Below are 14,685 nucleotides of genomic sequence, written 5' to 3' on the forward strand. Positions count from 1 at the left end.
CGCTGCCCATTTTTTTGGGCCATTTGGCTTGGAGGCCAGTTTGGCTGGCGTTCTTTTGCTCGCTGGCGGCTAGTCGGCCCGTTGCAGCTCGGGCTCTTTCTCCTCGCTGTAGACCATCAGCGTCGACCCGACCAGGGCCAGAATGATGCCGATGGTGCTGAACAGCGACGGCAGCACGCCATAGAAGGTGAGCGACAATACGATGGTCAGTACCGGGGCCAGCGCGTTGGTGCACGGCGCTACGATGACGGCACGGCCGCGACTCAGGGCCATGACCAGGAACAGCGCGCCAACGGCATTGAGGACCTGAGTCACCGTGGTCAAGGCGGGCGCCTGCCAGGGATAATCGAAACCGCTGCCGGGCATCATCCAGAACGCGACCGGAACCAGCAGCAACCCGCTGATGGTCATCCAGGTGAAGGTGGTGCCGTCGTTGACGCCGGCCAGCGACGCTCGCTTCATCAGGAAGGCCTGCACGCCCCAGCAGAGGCAGATGATGATGGCAAGGAACAGCCAGGGGCCGTAGTCGACCTGATCGGCGTCTCCACTGGGCAGCGAGAACATCACGATGGCCACCAGCGCTGCCACGATCCCGGCCCCGCCGAGCGGCGTGATCTTCTCGCGCAAAATGAAGTAGGCCATGAGTACCGTGATGGCTGGCGAGATCGAGATGACCGGAAAGATCAGATAGGCCGGACCGATGGCCAGCGCCTTGAACAGCAGCAGTTGCCCGCCGGCGCCGGTCAGGCCGATGGCGAGTCCGTATAGCGCAGCGATGCCGCGTTTGTCGAAGGTGTCGCGCTTCAGCGAGAAATAGCAGGGAATCAGCATGGTGATGGCCCAGATGATGTAGACCATCTGATCGGGATAGCCGTATTTCTCGGTCGGGAGGCCGGAGAACGCGCCCCACACCCCCCAGAACAGTACCAGCAGAAACGTATAGAAGATCCAGCTCTTGTTGTTCATCGGTATCTCCAGTCGTGGATGATTATTGGATTGATTCAGTCCGTGGTGATGACATCGAGAGAGACGTCGGCCAGCCTCGCGGCATAAAGGGCTGCGCCGATGTCCGGGGTGTGAAGCGGCTTGCGAAGTTCGTGACGGATGCCGAGGCCAGAGAGCGCTTGCGTGAAGGCGTCGAGGAACGTCTTCTCCCGGAACAGGCCACCCGAGTAGGAGACGGGAATGCACTCGGACGCCTCGAATCCGAGCAGTCGGGCGGTGGTCTCCACGATGAGTGCCAGCTCACCGACCGCATCCTCGATGATCGTCACGGCCTGAGGATCCTGACGGTGCGCCGCTTCGATCACGGTGAGCGCCAGTTCGGCGATGCGGGTGCGGTCGGCATGCCACTCGTTCAGCACGATATCGATCACGTCGAGATCGCTGGTCAGGGCAAAGTGCTGCTTCAGTAGTTCGTAAAGCGGCCCTTGTGGCAGACGCCCGTCGCTCATGCGGGTGAAGGCGCTCAATCCTCGACAGCCGATCCAGTAGGCCGAGCCCTCGTCACCGAAGATTTCACCCCAACCGCCGCAGCGCGCGCCCGCGCCGTTGCGCTCGCCATAGGTCATCGAGCCGGTGCCGGCGATGACATTGATGCCGTCGGTGCCGCCCAGCGACCCGGCCCACCCGCAGATCATGTCGTTACCGCACTGGTAACGGTCATGACCGAGAATGTCGCGGGGCATGGCATTGAGGGTTTCGATGACCGATGAGCCTTCTCCGTAGGCGGGCAGCCCGAAGAAGGCGTAAGCGATCTCGGCCGGGGCGATGCCGGCCTTCTTGCAGATGTGTTCTACCCCGTCGGCCAGCACCTGACGAGAGGCTTCGAGCCCGATCGACAGGTAGTAGCAGGTGCCCGCCTGGAATGTCGCTACGACCCGGCCGGACTCGTTCAGGAGGCAGAAGGACGTCCTCGTCCCGCCGCCATCGACGCCAAGAAACATGCGCAACCTCCGGTTTTCGGTTGGCTTCAGCGAGCGGTCGGCTCGAAGGGATGGATGGTGACGCCCTGGACGACCCGATTGACCTCGCCCGAGGGGAAGGGGTTGTCGGGTGTTCGACCCAAGGCGAGCGATGCGTGGAGCGCGAGCAGCTGTGCGTGCACCAGGAAGGGAAACAGCAGGGCCCAGTCCGGATCACGAGCCATTCCGGAAACCGACCAGAGCGCGCATGGGGGCGCCGGATCCAGAGTCTCGGCGGCAATGGCGACAACGGCGTCGCTGCCGATCTGTCCGCAAAGCTCGTCGAGAATGTCGAGATCGTAGCGGCGGGCGTAGTCGTCGTTGGAGACGAACACCACCACCAGCGTTCGCTCGTCGAGCAGGGATTTGGGGCCGTGCCGGAAACCGAGCGGGGTATCGTGATACGCCATGATCCGGCCGGCGGTCAGTTCCAAAATCTTGAGCGCGGACTCCTGGGCGAGGTCCTTGAACGGACCGCTGCCGAGATAGACGATACGGTCGAAACCGCGCTCGGCCAGCGCCGCGATGCCCGACGAGCGTTCATTCATCAGTTGCTCAGTGGCCGCCGTCAGGCGATCCATGATTTCACTGCCGACGAGGGTCGGTGCCAGCGAGTAGAGCACCGCCAGCATCATCGAGGTCACGCTGGAGGTCATGGCGAAGCCCTGGTCGTCCGCGGCCTCGGGCATCATTAGCACCAGCGAGCGTTCGGCATCGGCATGCGCGCCATAAAGCTTGCCTTGCGGGTTGCAGGTCACCACCAGGTGATGACACTGCGCGCTGCACTGCTCGGCGAGCTCGGTCGCCGCGATGCTCTCGGGACTGTTACCGGAGCGAGCGAAGGAGATCAGCAGCACGGGTCTGTCGTCGACAAAGCACTGCCGGGGACGCGAGACGATATCGGTCGTGGCGATCGCCTCCACCGGGCGCTGCAACTGGGCGCTCAGCGTCGAAACCAGCATCTGCCCGCCGAAGGCCGAGGTGCCGGCGCCGGTCAGCACGATACGCAGATCGGGTTGCGCGAGCAGCGGCTCGAGGAAGGCGTCGATCGATTCGCGTTGCGATTGGAGCTGATCGAAAGCGGCTTGCCAGACCTGCGGCTGCTGGGCAATTTCACGAACGGTATGCGACGCTCCGCGTGCCGGGGCGTCGGCAACGCCCAGCATGTCATCGGACTTCATGGTTGATCTCCGCAGGTATTAGAAGGATCGCAGGCTGCGGCGTAGTCACGCAGCACGGTGCTGACGTGATCCATCAGCAGGGTATGGGGATGATTTTCCAGATGGCCCTCGCGCACTCGACGGTACTGCAGGGGCATGTAGCGGCTCAGTAGCGGCAGGGGAATTTCCTGCTCGGCCAGGTTGTTCACCAGCGTCTGCTGCGCTGCCTGAATCTCGGGATCGGGCCAGTAGTAGCGGATTCGATCGCTGAGGCTGAACCGGCGCGCAAAGCGCTGCTGGGATTCGTCGCCGTGGTAGTGACCCTGCCAGTAGCCGGGCGCTTCACACATGCGGCGCTCGACGGTCTCGCCCAGGCGAGAGCGTTGGTCGGCGGGGACCAGCAGCGTTTCCATGTCCTCAAGGGCGAACAGCGCTTCACGCAGTGCGAAAGTCAGCCCTGGCCCGACCTTGAGAATGGCGAAGTGATCCTGCACCAGCGCCTCGAGAGCCGAGCGCGTCTGATAGTCGGTAGAGTGCGCCTCGAACACTAGATGATCGTATTCGTCGACGACCGACTTGAGCGCCTGCGCTTCATCGCGCTGGTAATCGATCACGTGCAGATGATCGAACTCCACGCCCGGCTGAACGACCAGCCCGATGACGCGGGGCCAGATGGCATCCAGTCCTACCCGGGAAAACGCCTGACGGTGGGCGGCGATCGTGTCGCGCGCGGCCTGGGGCGACGTCGGTGTGATTCCTGAATCGAGCGACTCACGGGCGCCGCCGGGAACGGGGACTTCGGTGCCGACGATGTACAGAAGCCGGCTTTCGCCGAACCGCTTCTCGGCAGTCTGCTCGGCAATGGTGGCGAGGCGGGCGGCACGTTCGGCGGCGCGCTCGTCGCCCAGCGGTGTGGGGTCATCGGCGCAGGACATGCTGCAATCCAGATGAATCTTCTCGAAGCCTGCCGCGACGTAATGGCGAATCAGCTCTTCGGCGTTGGCCATGGCCACCTCGGCGCTTTCGTTCTGCCAGCGATTGGGGCCGAGGTGATCGCCGCCCAGGATGATGCGATGAGCGGGCAGCCCGACTTTTTCCGCGATCGACATGACGAAATCACGGAAGTCGACGGGCGTCATGCCGGTATAGCCGCCGGTCTGATCGACCTGATTGGAGGTCGCCTCGATCAGCGCCAGGCCGTTCGAGGCGTGGGCCTGGCGCAGCGCAGCCTCCAGCACCAGCGGATGCGCGGAGCAGACGGAATAGATGCCGATGGGCTCGCCCTGCTTGTGGCGAGCGATCAGCTCACTCAGCGGATTCATGTCATCACCTCCCGGATTGATGCCGTGTTCGATGCGGCTGTGTTCTCTACGACGATATTCGGTGCGGCTATGAAAGAATGACGTCGACGTTGTGCTTCTGACGCAGCGTGTCGGTATAGCTGTCGGGCAGTTGATCGTCCGTCACCAGCCGGTCGATGCCGTCAAACGTGCTGACGAGATGTACGCTCTTGCGTCCTGCCTTGCTTGAGTCGGTAACGGCGACGATTTCGTCGGCGATCGCGATCATCCCCCGGTTCAGGCTCGCTTCGTTCTCGTGGTCGGTCGTCAATCCCCGATTCAGCTCCATCGCATCCACGCCCAAAAACAGCCGATCAAAGCGATGATGCGCCAGGCTGCCTTCGGCTTCGGCCCCTGAGCACGAAAGCGCCGTCTTGCGCAGCCTGCCGCCCAGCATGATGATCTCGACGCCGGGGGCGTGTGACAGCTCCATCGCGATATCGAGACCGTTGGTCATTACCAGTAACGCTTCGTGCTGTTTCAGATGACGGGCGACTTCCAGCGTCGTGGTGCCCGCATCCAGAATGATCGACTCGCCGTCCTTCACCAGCTTCGCTGCCTCGGCGCCGATTCTTCCCTTCACGCCCGAATGTTTTTTCCGGCGTTCCGCAAAAGCGATCTCCGCCGCCGTGTTCTGACTCAACACCACCACGCCATGCATCCGCAGCACGTAGCCGGCTTCCTCGAGCAGTCGCAGGTCGCTGCGGATGGTGACGGCCGAAACCCCGAGGTGGTCGGCCAGTTCATCCACACGGATGCGTTCGTGTTGCGCCAGATGGTGAACGATGGCCTCGCGTCTTTCCTGTCCTGTCATTCTTCATATCCTTTCGTTTGAATTAAACATTCTTTCGTTTGTCTTCTCAAATGCTTTATTAGCTTTCGATATTCGCCATTAGTCGTATATCTTCGGCGGGTCGATAGGGTCTTCCCCACATGCCCATCGTGGCATGAGAACGTAAACACAGGCACCGAGATGTTCTTTCAGCGAGATCGCATCCCTTCGCTAGCTTGCATCAACGGCAAGGGGGCGGAGCGTCAGCCATTGCTGGGAGTGGCAAATTATCAAAATAGGAAGGTGCTGAGGGAGGCGACGAAACGCTGCGAAAGTCGATGAAAGCAGTTGCCGGAAGCGAAGCTGGAGAACAGCAGCACCAAGGCGCTGATGGCAATGACCGATGATATGCCGCGGATGTCACGACGGAGGGCGCGTACCCTCCGACGCTGATGCAGCAGGCTGCTACGCCAGCTTCTGTGACTCTTCATATATTTGAGCCGGGATGGTGACGCCATTGATGCGGCTGCGCTCCTGCGCTCCTGCGCTTCGAAGCGGCGCTGCGAGGGTAGGCGGGCGCCCTAATCGACGATGCATTCGAACAGCACTTCCGCATTGGCGAGGTGCTCGATCATGCTTGAAAGCGCCGAGCCTTCGTGGCCGGGCCCATCAGACCCATTTTTGCGAGGGCTTCGACCTCGGGCCATAGCGCGAAGACGTGATAGTGGTAATCTCTCGCGATATCCGGATATTCATAACGCCGATTTCTGGTTTCATACAATAAACAGGGATACGAATTTATGAGAAAGGCCTTTTACCCTTTCGCGGCGGTGCTGTTTACCATGGCGTCTATCGCATCGATCCAGGCCGATGCGCAGGATCAGGCGCAGGAAAAACCGCTGGTCATCGGCACCAACAACTGGGCGGAAAACGTGGCCGTCGCCAATCTGTGGAAGCTGGTGCTCGATGATCACGGCTACGACGTCAAGCTCGCCGATGTCAGCAAGAGCGCGCTCTATGCTGGCATGGACAGCAACGACATCGATCTGTCGCTGGAGATATGGCTGCCGTACACCGACAAGAGCTTCCTGGAACCCTACAAGAATACGCTCGAGGTTCACGAGGCGTGGTACGACAAGACCGGGCTGGGGCTGGTGGTGCCGAGCTACGTCGACATCGATACGATTCCGGAGCTCGTGGAGCACGCCGACGAATTCGAATATCAGGGCAGCCCGACGATCCTGGGTATCGATTCCGGCTCCGCCATCGCCGGGATGACCGAAGACGCCATCGAGACTTACGATCTGCCGTTGCAGCAGGTCAATAGCTCCGAACCGGCGATGATGTCTGCGCTCGACAGCGCCTACCGGAATCACGAGCCGATGGTGGTGACCCTGTGGAATCCTCACTGGGCGTTCGCCAATTACGATCTCAAGTATCTTGAAGATCCCGACAAGGTCTACGGCGATGGTGATACGATCTACTGGTTCTCGCGTCAGGGCTTTTCCAAGGATGATCCATGGCTGACTGCGGTGCTCGATGCCTGGCACATGAGCGACGCAAGCCTGAGTGATCTGATGGCGGAAATCGAGTCGCAGGACGATCCGGTGGCGGGAGCGCGCACCTGGCTGGATGAAAACCAGGATCAGGTCGACGAATGGCTGGCCGCCGGCGAGCAGATTCAAGACTAACGATAGCGCCGGCCCGTCTTCCTCGGCGCGGCTGACCGGGGCCTTGGGCGGGTCGCTTAGACTGAACGGCCGTTCAGTGCAACCACCTCGTCTCACGCTATCGCCCAATTGATTAAACGCTACTTCACGCTCTAGTCTGTGCCGACTGCTGGCTGCCTGACCGGCTGGCAATACAATGACAATCGGCCCCGAGCCGACACCACAATAACAGCGTGCTGCTGTGCAGGAGATTGATGATGAAGAAGACGCTGCTTGCGGCTGGCATCGCCGCCATGATGCTGGGCGCGACCCCGGTCATGGCCAAGACGCTGGTCTACTGCTCCGAAGGTTCGCCGGAAGGCTTCGATCCTTCCCTCTACACTGCTGGCACCACCTTCGACGCGTCCAGCAAGACGATCTACAACCGCCTGGTTCAATTCAAGCCGGGTACCACCGAAGTCGAGCCGGCCATCGCCAAGAGCTGGGAAGTTTCCGACGACGGTCTGACCGTGACCTTCCATCTGCGCGATGACGTCAAGTTCCAGACTACCGACTTCTTCACGCCGAGCCGCATGCTCAACGCCGACGATGTCATCTGGACGTTCGAGCGTCAGATGGACGAGAACAATCCCTATTACAAGCTCGCCAACGGCAGCTTCGAGTATTTCAACTCGATGTCGATGGGCGATCTGATCAAGTCGATCGACAAGGTCGACGATCACACCGTGAAATTCGAGCTTACCAAGCCCAATGCCCCGTTCGTGGCCAACCTGGCGATGGATTTCGCGTCGATCCATTCCAAGGAATACGAGCAGAAGCTGCTCGACGAGGGCAAGCCGGAGCTGGCCAACCAGCAGCCGCTCGGTACCGGTCCGTTCCAGTTCGTCAACTATCGTGAAGATGCCGCCATTCGCTACAAGGCGAATCCGGACTACTTCCGCGGCAAGCAGCCGATCGACAATCTGGTCTTCGCGATCACTTCCGATGCGCAGGTTCGCTATCAGAAGCTGATGGCGGGTGAGTGCCAGGTGATGCCGTTCCCGAACCCGTCCGATGTCGAAGACATGAAGCAGAACGACGACATCAACGTGCTCGAGGAAGCCGGGCTGAACGTCGCCTACATGGCGTACAACACTCAGATGGCGCCGTTCGACAAGCCGGAAGTGCGCAAGGCACTCAACATGGCGATCGACAAGCAGGCGATCATCGATTCGGTGTTCCAGGGTGCCGGTCAGGTGGCCAAGAACCCGATTCCGCCGTCCATGTGGGGCTACGACGACGACATCAAGGACGATCAGTACGATCCCGACAAAGCCAAGCAGATGTTGAAGGACGCGGGCGTCGAGAACCTGAAGATGAACATCTGGGCGATGCCGGTTCAGCGTCCGTACATGCCGAACGCGCGGCGTACCGCAGAGCTGATGCAGTCGGATCTGTCCAAGGTCGGCGTCGATGCGCAGATCGTGACCTACGAGTGGGGCGAATACCTCAAGCGCTCCTCCGACACCAAGCGCGACGGTGCGGTCATTCTGGGCTGGACCGGCGACAACGGTGACCCGGACAACTTCATGGGCGTGCTGCTCGGTTGTGACGGCGTCGGCGGTGCCAACCGCTCGCAGTGGTGCTACAAGCCGTTCGACGATCTGATCAAGAAGGCTCGAACCCTGGACAACCAGGACGAGCGCGCCAAGCTCTACAAGCAGGCGCAGGAGATCTTCAAGGAGCAGGCACCGTGGGACACCCTGGCGCACTCCACGGTCTTCATGCCGATCCGCAAAGAAGTGACCGGCTACAAGATCGATCCGCTCGGCGGCCATAGCTTCGAAGGCGTCGACATCGAGTGATTCTCTCCTAGCGAGGACGCGGGGCGGCTCTGGTAGCCGCCCCGCGTCTTATCGCGTGAATAGTCAGACCTCCAAACATGTTCAAATTTTTCCTGGTCAAACTGGCGCAGCTGGTGCCGACGTTCATTGGCGTCACCATCGTTGCGTTCTCTTTCATTCGCCTGCTGCCGGGCGACCCGATTCTGCTGATGGCGGGGGAGCGCGGCATATCCGCCGAGCGCTACGCCCAGCTCAAGTCCCAAATGGGCTTCGATCGTTCGCTGATCGTCCAGTATTTCGATTTCCTCAAGGGTTTGCTGCACGGTGATCTGGGTAATTCACTGGTGACTCACGCCCCGGTGATGGACGAGTTCATGAGCCGCTTTCCGGCCACGCTCGAGCTGTCGCTGTTCGCATTGGCATTCGCCGTCATCATCGGCCTGCCGGCCGGCGTGCTGGCGGCGGTCAAGCGCGGCAAGACGCTCGATCACACCATCATGGGTATCAGTCTGACCGGCTATTCGATGCCGATCTTCTGGTGGGGCCTGCTGCTGATCATGCTGTTCTCCACCATCCTTGGCTGGACACCGGTGTCGGGGCGTATCTCGTACATGTATTTCATCGAGCCGGTAACCGGCTTCATGACCATCGACAGCCTGATCGCCGGGGACTGGGGCGCGTTTCTTTCCGCGTTGCACTACCTGATTCTGCCGTCGATCGTGCTGGGGACGATTCCGCTGGCGGTCATCGCACGCCAGACCCGTTCCTCGATGCTCGAGGTGCTGGGCGAGGACTACGTGCGCACCGCACGCGCCAAGGGGCTGTCGAATTTCCGGGTGATCATGGTGCACACCCTGCGCAATGCGCTGATCTCAGTGGTGACGGTGATCGGCCTTCAGGTCGGCCTGCTGCTGGCGGGGGCGATTCTGACCGAGACGATCTTCTCGTGGCCGGGGATCGGCAAATGGATGATCGATGCGATCTCGCGACGCGACTACCCCTCGGTACAGGGTGGCCTGGTGCTGATCGCGTTCATCGTGATGATCGTCAATCTGCTGGTCGATCTCGCCTATGGCGTCATCAACCCGCGTATTCGCCACTAACAGGGGGCTTTCATCATGAGTACCATTTCTACCCCCGCCGCGCCCGGTACCTTTCGCTACCAGCTGGCGTCTTTCTGGAGTGACTTCAGTGCCAGTCGCGGCGCGCTGGTCGGCCTGCTTTTCATTGTCTTCATCCTGCTGGTCGCGCTGTTCGCGCCCTGGGTCGCGCCGCATGATCCGGCGATGCAGGATCGCTCGGCGCTGCTGGTCCCGCCGGTGTGGCATGCCGAAGGCAGCTGGAGCTATCTGCTCGGCACCGATGCTGTCGGTCGCGACGTGCTCTCGCGGTTGATCTACGGGGCGCGTTATTCGCTTTCGATCAGCGCCATGGTGGTCGTGCTCTCCATGGGCGTGGGCATTTTCCTTGGTCTGCTGGCCGGTTATTTCCGCGGTTGGGTCGAGACCGTGATCACCCGCGTGATGGACGTGGTGCTGGCGTTCCCCAGTCTGCTGCTGGCGCTGGGCCTGGTCGCCATTCTCAGCCCCGGCCTGACCAGCGCGATGATCGCCATCGCCCTGGTCCAGCTGCCGTATTTCGTGCGTCTGACCCGGGCGGCGGTGATCGGCGAGAAGGATCGCGAGTACGTCATCGCCAGCCGACTTTCCGGCGCCGGACATCTGCGCCTGATGTTCAACACGCTGCTGCCCAACTGCATGGCCCCGCTGATCGTGCAGGCGACGCTTTCGTTCTCTACCGCGATTCTGGATATCGCGGCACTCGGCTTCCTGGGTATGGGCGTTCAGCCGCCGACGCCGGAGTGGGGCGCGATGCTGGCCAATGCGCGCGAGTTCATGGGCAGCGCCTACTGGGCGGTCACATTCCCGGGCCTGATCATTCTGCTGACGGTGTTGATGATCAATCTGATGGGTGACGGCCTGCGCGACGCGCTGGACCCCAAAATGAAACGCTCTTAACGCCGGAGGTTCTGACTTATGGCATTACTCGATATTGAAGGCCTCAGCGTTCGCTTCAAGACCAGTAGCGGCCTGTTTGCCGCCGTGGAAGACGTCGATATCAACGTCGACCGCGGCGAAGTATGGTCGATCGTGGGCGAGTCCGGCTCTGGCAAGTCCGTTTCGATGCTCGCCACCATGGGCCTGCTGCCATGGACGGCGCAGGTCACCGCCGACAGGATGACCTTCGACGGCCAGGATCTGCAGCAGCTGAGTCCGCGCCAGCGCCGGCGCATCGTCGGCGGCGAGATGTCGATGATCTTTCAGGAACCGATGAGCAGTCTGAACCCCTGCTTCACTGTCGGTACCCAGATCGACGAGATGATCAAGCAGCACCTGGGCGGTTCGCGCAAGGAGCGCCACGAACGGGCGCTGGATCTGCTGGCGCAGGTCGGCATCCCCGACCCGGCGCGACGGATCAAGGCCTATCCGCATCAGCTTTCCGGCGGCATGAGCCAGCGCGTGATGATTGCCATGGCGATCTCCTGCAATCCGCGGCTGCTGATCGCCGACGAGCCGACAACGGCACTCGACGTCACCATCCAGGCGCAGATCCTCGAGCTGCTGCTCAAGCTGCAGGAAGATACCGGCATGGCGCTGATCCTGATCACCCACGACATGGGTGTGGTCGCGGAAACCGCCAAGCACGTGGTGGTGCAGTACGCCGGCCGCCAGGTCGAGAAGCAGGACGTGAAGTCACTGTTCGCCAATCCGCGTCACCCGTATACCGAGGCGCTGCTGTCGGCGCTGCCGGAGCGTGCCGGCAATCAGGACCGCCTGCCGACCATTCCCGGCGTCGTTCCCGGTCAGCACGATCGCCCGGCCGGCTGCCTGTTCAATCCGCGCTGCCAGTACGCCACCGAGCAATGCCGCGAGGTAGAGCCGGTACCGGCCGCGGACGATCCCGCCCGTACGTTGTGTCACTATCCACTGGAAGATGGGATTTCGCCGTCGCCGGCTGCGGCGGGCGTGGCGCGAGACAACCCGCAATCCAGCCCGCATAGAGAGGTGCGCCCATGAGCCGCGATGCCGTACTGAGTGCCGTCAATCTCACGCGCTATTATCAGGTCAAGGGCGGACCGTTCTCCAAGGCGGCGACGGTCAAGGCGCTCAACGAAGCGAGTTTCGAGCTCTATCCCGGGCAGACGCTGGCCGTGGTCGGCGAGTCCGGCTGTGGCAAGTCGACGCTCGCTCGTGTGCTGACGATGATCGAGCCGCCCACCAGCGGCAAGCTGACGATCAGTGGGCATGAGGTCTCATTGAAGGAGGGGCAGCGCCCCCCGGCCGCACTGCGTCGCGAGGTGCAGATCATCTTCCAGAACCCGTATGGTTCGCTCAATCCGCGCAAGACCGTGGCGACCATGCTGGAAGAACCGCTCAGGCTCAACCGCAAGGAAATGAGCGCGGAAGAGCGGCGCCAGGCGGCGCTGGAGATGATTGCCAAGGTCGGGCTGCGCCCGGAACATGCCGATCGCTACCCGCACATGTTCTCCGGCGGCCAGCGCCAGCGTATCGCCATCGCCCGGGCGTTGATGCTCAATCCCAAGATTCTGGTGCTCGATGAGCCAGTGTCGGCGCTGGACCTGTCGATTCAGGCCCAGGTGCTCAACCTGCTGGCGGATCTGCAGGAAGAGTTCGGTTTGGCCTACGTGTTCATCTCGCATGATCTGTCGGTGGTTCGACGCATCGCCGATGACGTGATCGTGATGTATTTCGGCCAGCCGGTGGAAACCGGGCCGGCGGAGGAGGTCTTCACGACGCCGCGACATCCCTACACCCAGGCGCTGTTTTCGGCTACCCCGGTGGCGGACCCCAATCGGCGCCGCGAGCGCGTGCATCTCAAGGGCGAACCGCCGTCGCCGCTGGCGCCGCCGCCGGGATGTCCGTTCGCACCACGCTGCCATCTGGCAACCGAGGAGTGCACCCAGGTCGATCCGCCGCTGGAGCACGTCAACGACCGGGTCGAGGTGGCGTGTATCCATGTCGACCAGGCGGCCGCCAAGTACGCGCACGCCGAGGCGAGCTGAGACGGCGTGCCAGCGCCGTAGCACCACCACCCCCCGCCGAGATCGGCTACGCTGAAGTCAGGTAGCGGCGATGCGACAGCGATCAGCGCGCATCGAATCATCGACGGAGGGGTGGCAATCATGACTCAGCAGATACTGGTACCCATCGACGGCTCCGCCAGCGCGCGCAAGGCCCTGGCCCACGCTGTGCTGGTCCAGCAGGCGACCCAGGCCCGGATTCACCTGCTGCATGTTCCCGAGATACCGGTCGCCACGGATGCGCTGGGCGCCATGGTCGGTGCATCACCGGCCGACTACACGCCGGAGAAGGGGCGTCTGACGGGCGAGCGCCTGCTCGCGGAAGCCTGGCGGGCCGTCAGTGGCGGTTCCGACGAAGTGACCTATCACGTCGAGGAAGGGCGACCGGCGCACGTCATCGTGCAGCTGGCGACCAATCTTGGCGTCGACATGATCGTCATGGGCAGTCGCGGCCAGAGCAATCTCAAGAGCCTGATGGTCGGCAGCGTGTCGCACAAGGTGTCGCATATTGCTCCCTGTCCGGTGATCACGCTGCACATGCCGGATTAGTCGCTGTCTCCTGCTACCGAGCTGACGTGAATCGTTTCGTGGTCGTCGATCACTGATTCGAAAGTTCGTAGCCGTTTGACGATCGACAGCAGCTCGATGATCGTCGACCAGGAATTGACCAGATACTGGAACGATTCGCGCACCTGACCGAAGACGTTGAGTACCTGTTGCAACAGGCCCAGCGTCAGCTTGCCGGCGACGATCGACGGCGTCAGCACGACGAAAGCGAAGAGCGTGTCCGCCTGCAGGTAGAAGATACGAGCAATATTGAAGTAGGCGTAGTGCCAGTAAAGCCGGAAATAGTTGTGACGCACCCGCGAGAAGAGCTGACTCATGGTGGCCGGCTCGGCGCGTGACGCGTCGTCCTCGCCGTAGACCAGCTCCTTGCGATAGGCCGCCTCGACGCGCTGATTGCGAAACTCGAGCCCTGGCAGCTTGATCCCCACCAGTGCCAGAAACAGCGTGCCGAAAACCGACCAGACGATCGCCGCCCAGACCAGAGCGTTGGAGACATGGCCGATCAGTGGCAGTTGGGTGATATGGGATGACATCGTCACCAGCAGCGGCAAAAAGGCGATCAGGGTCAGCACTGCCTTAAGCAGGTTGACCCCCAGCCCCTCCAGCGTGGTGGAAAAGCGCATGGTGTCTTCCTGCACGCGCTGGGCCGCGCCTTCTACGTGCCGAAGCTGCGGCCAGTGGGCCATGTAGTAGTCGTTCATCGCCGTGCGCCAGCGAAAGATAAAGTGGCTGACGAAAAACAGATTGAATACGCCCACAGTCACTGCAACGAAGGCGATCCCCGCGAAGGTCAGCATTTCTCGATAGAGATCCAGTGCGGTCACGTCGCTGCCCCCGCCGAGCGCTTGCTGGACCATGTCCCAGAAGGGGCCATACCAGGCGTTGATGGCAACGCTGGTCTGGACCGAGAAATAGGTCAGGAAAACGATCAGGGCGCTACCCAGAATCGACCAGTGCTGCCAGCGATGAGGGCAGAGTCGATACCACAGCGTGGCGAACAGCTCCACGCACAGCGCGTAGTAGACGTAGAACCACAGAAACGAGGACGACCAGAAGCGGGAGACACCGACCGGCAGCGAGGCGTCTGTCGCCAGAGGCGGCAGGCCGATGGCGGCACCCCAGGCGCTGGCGCCGGTTTCCCACACAATGGCGGCAATCAGCGCCCAGATCAGGGCGCTGGAGAAAAAAAGCGACGGCTTGGGAAAGAACGATCGGAACACGGTGACGGCCCTGCGGCTGGGATGAAGATCGGGATGGCGTGATCCCGCGGCCATCCCGACCTCTCAT

13 protein-coding genes are annotated in these 14,685 nt (G+C 61.8%); 7 read left to right on the forward strand and 6 right to left on the reverse strand.

The window, feature by feature from the left end; all coding sequences use genetic code 11:
- Positions 1-69 precede the first annotated feature (69 nt).
- From DOM58_RS17115 to agaR, 5 genes are all read right to left on the reverse strand, one after another.
- Positions 70-966 (reverse strand): DMT family transporter, encoded by an 897-nt coding sequence (locus DOM58_RS17115; protein ID WP_075561884.1) that lies wholly within the window; start codon positions 964-966, stop codon positions 70-72.
- A 35-nt stretch (positions 967-1,001) separates the two neighbouring features.
- Entirely contained in the window at positions 1,002-1,946 is a 945-nt protein-coding gene (locus tag DOM58_RS17120; protein WP_075561883.1) for an N-acetylglucosamine kinase, read from the reverse strand.
- Positions 1,947-1,972: 26 nt separating this feature from the next.
- Complete coding sequence (locus DOM58_RS17125; protein ID WP_223162216.1) at positions 1,973-3,145, reverse strand: SIS domain-containing protein; 1,173 nt, start codon at positions 3,143-3,145, stop codon at positions 1,973-1,975.
- The gene (locus tag DOM58_RS17130) at positions 3,142-4,446 is read right to left on the reverse strand and encodes a D-tagatose-bisphosphate aldolase, class II, non-catalytic subunit (RefSeq protein ID WP_110693879.1); all 1,305 of its coding nucleotides are present in this window, start codon (positions 4,444-4,446) and stop codon (positions 3,142-3,144) included. The genes DOM58_RS17125 and DOM58_RS17130 overlap by 4 nt, the downstream gene beginning before the upstream one ends.
- A 67-nt stretch (positions 4,447-4,513) precedes the next feature.
- Entirely contained in the window at positions 4,514-5,278 is a 765-nt protein-coding gene (agaR, locus tag DOM58_RS17135) for a transcriptional repressor AgaR (RefSeq protein WP_075561881.1), read from the reverse strand.
- A 758-nt stretch (positions 5,279-6,036) separates the two neighbouring features.
- Here agaR and DOM58_RS17145 point away from each other — a divergent pair.
- From DOM58_RS17145 to DOM58_RS17175, 7 genes are all read left to right on the forward strand, one after another.
- Positions 6,037-6,927: a glycine betaine ABC transporter substrate-binding protein gene (locus DOM58_RS17145; protein WP_110693881.1), complete on the forward strand. Its 891-nt coding sequence runs from the start codon at positions 6,037-6,039 to the stop codon at positions 6,925-6,927.
- Between the two features lie 236 nt (positions 6,928-7,163).
- Positions 7,164-8,750, forward strand: coding sequence for an ABC transporter substrate-binding protein (locus tag DOM58_RS17150; RefSeq protein WP_110693882.1), 1,587 nt, complete (start codon positions 7,164-7,166; stop codon positions 8,748-8,750).
- A 77-nt stretch (positions 8,751-8,827) separates the two neighbouring features.
- On the forward strand, positions 8,828-9,832 hold the full coding sequence (locus DOM58_RS17155; protein WP_110693883.1) for an ABC transporter permease subunit: 1,005 nt from the start codon (positions 8,828-8,830) through the stop codon (positions 9,830-9,832).
- A 15-nt stretch (positions 9,833-9,847) separates the two neighbouring features.
- The gene (locus DOM58_RS17160) at positions 9,848-10,747 is read left to right on the forward strand and encodes an ABC transporter permease subunit (protein ID WP_110693884.1); all 900 of its coding nucleotides are present in this window, start codon (positions 9,848-9,850) and stop codon (positions 10,745-10,747) included.
- An 18-nt stretch (positions 10,748-10,765) separates the two neighbouring features.
- Positions 10,766-11,806, forward strand: a complete 1,041-nt coding sequence (locus DOM58_RS17165; RefSeq protein ID WP_110693885.1) for an ABC transporter ATP-binding protein — start codon at positions 10,766-10,768, stop codon at positions 11,804-11,806.
- Complete coding sequence (locus tag DOM58_RS17170; RefSeq protein ID WP_110693886.1) at positions 11,803-12,813, forward strand: dipeptide ABC transporter ATP-binding protein; 1,011 nt, start codon at positions 11,803-11,805, stop codon at positions 12,811-12,813. Before DOM58_RS17165 ends, DOM58_RS17170 begins: the two co-directional genes overlap by 4 nt.
- 120 nt (positions 12,814-12,933) lie before the next feature.
- Positions 12,934-13,380, forward strand: a complete 447-nt coding sequence (locus DOM58_RS17175; RefSeq protein ID WP_110693887.1) for a universal stress protein — start codon at positions 12,934-12,936, stop codon at positions 13,378-13,380.
- On the opposite strand, the gene sbmA is transcribed toward DOM58_RS17175, so the two are convergent.
- Positions 13,377-14,672, reverse strand: a complete 1,296-nt coding sequence (sbmA, locus tag DOM58_RS17180) for a peptide antibiotic transporter SbmA (RefSeq protein WP_425353408.1) — start codon at positions 14,670-14,672, stop codon at positions 13,377-13,379. The genes DOM58_RS17175 and sbmA overlap by 4 nt on opposite strands.
- Positions 14,673-14,685 lie beyond the last annotated feature (13 nt).

It is taken from the genome of Salinicola halophyticus (genome assembly GCF_003206695.1).
GTDB lineage: Bacteria > Pseudomonadota > Gammaproteobacteria > Pseudomonadales > Halomonadaceae > Salinicola > Salinicola halophyticus.

Bases quoted from the DNA above. Each gene is read 5' to 3' on its own strand.
- DOM58_RS17150 (WP_110693882.1), top strand. From the start codon at position 7,164: ATGAAGAAGACGCTGCTTGCGGCTGGCATCGCCGCCATGATGCTGGGC.
- DOM58_RS17130 (WP_110693879.1), bottom strand. From the start codon at position 4,446: ATGAATCCGCTGAGTGAGCTGATCGCTCGCCACAAGCAGGGCGAGCCC.
- sbmA (WP_425353408.1), bottom strand. From the start codon at position 14,672: ATGGCCGCGGGATCACGCCATCCCGATCTTCATCCCAGCCGCAGGGCC.
- DOM58_RS17175 (WP_110693887.1), top strand. From the start codon at position 12,934: ATGACTCAGCAGATACTGGTACCCATCGACGGCTCCGCCAGCGCGCGC.
- agaR (WP_075561881.1), bottom strand. From the start codon at position 5,278: ATGACAGGACAGGAAAGACGCGAGGCCATCGTTCACCATCTGGCGCAA.
- DOM58_RS17170 (WP_110693886.1), top strand. From the start codon at position 11,803: ATGAGCCGCGATGCCGTACTGAGTGCCGTCAATCTCACGCGCTATTAT.
- DOM58_RS17115 (WP_075561884.1), bottom strand. From the start codon at position 966: ATGAACAACAAGAGCTGGATCTTCTATACGTTTCTGCTGGTACTGTTC.
- DOM58_RS17125 (WP_223162216.1), bottom strand. From the start codon at position 3,145: ATGAAGTCCGATGACATGCTGGGCGTTGCCGACGCCCCGGCACGCGGA.
- DOM58_RS17145 (WP_110693881.1), top strand. From the start codon at position 6,037: ATGAGAAAGGCCTTTTACCCTTTCGCGGCGGTGCTGTTTACCATGGCG.
- DOM58_RS17155 (WP_110693883.1), top strand. From the start codon at position 8,828: ATGTTCAAATTTTTCCTGGTCAAACTGGCGCAGCTGGTGCCGACGTTC.
- DOM58_RS17120 (WP_075561883.1), bottom strand. From the start codon at position 1,946: ATGTTTCTTGGCGTCGATGGCGGCGGGACGAGGACGTCCTTCTGCCTC.
- DOM58_RS17160 (WP_110693884.1), top strand. From the start codon at position 9,848: ATGAGTACCATTTCTACCCCCGCCGCGCCCGGTACCTTTCGCTACCAG.
- DOM58_RS17165 (WP_110693885.1), top strand. From the start codon at position 10,766: ATGGCATTACTCGATATTGAAGGCCTCAGCGTTCGCTTCAAGACCAGT.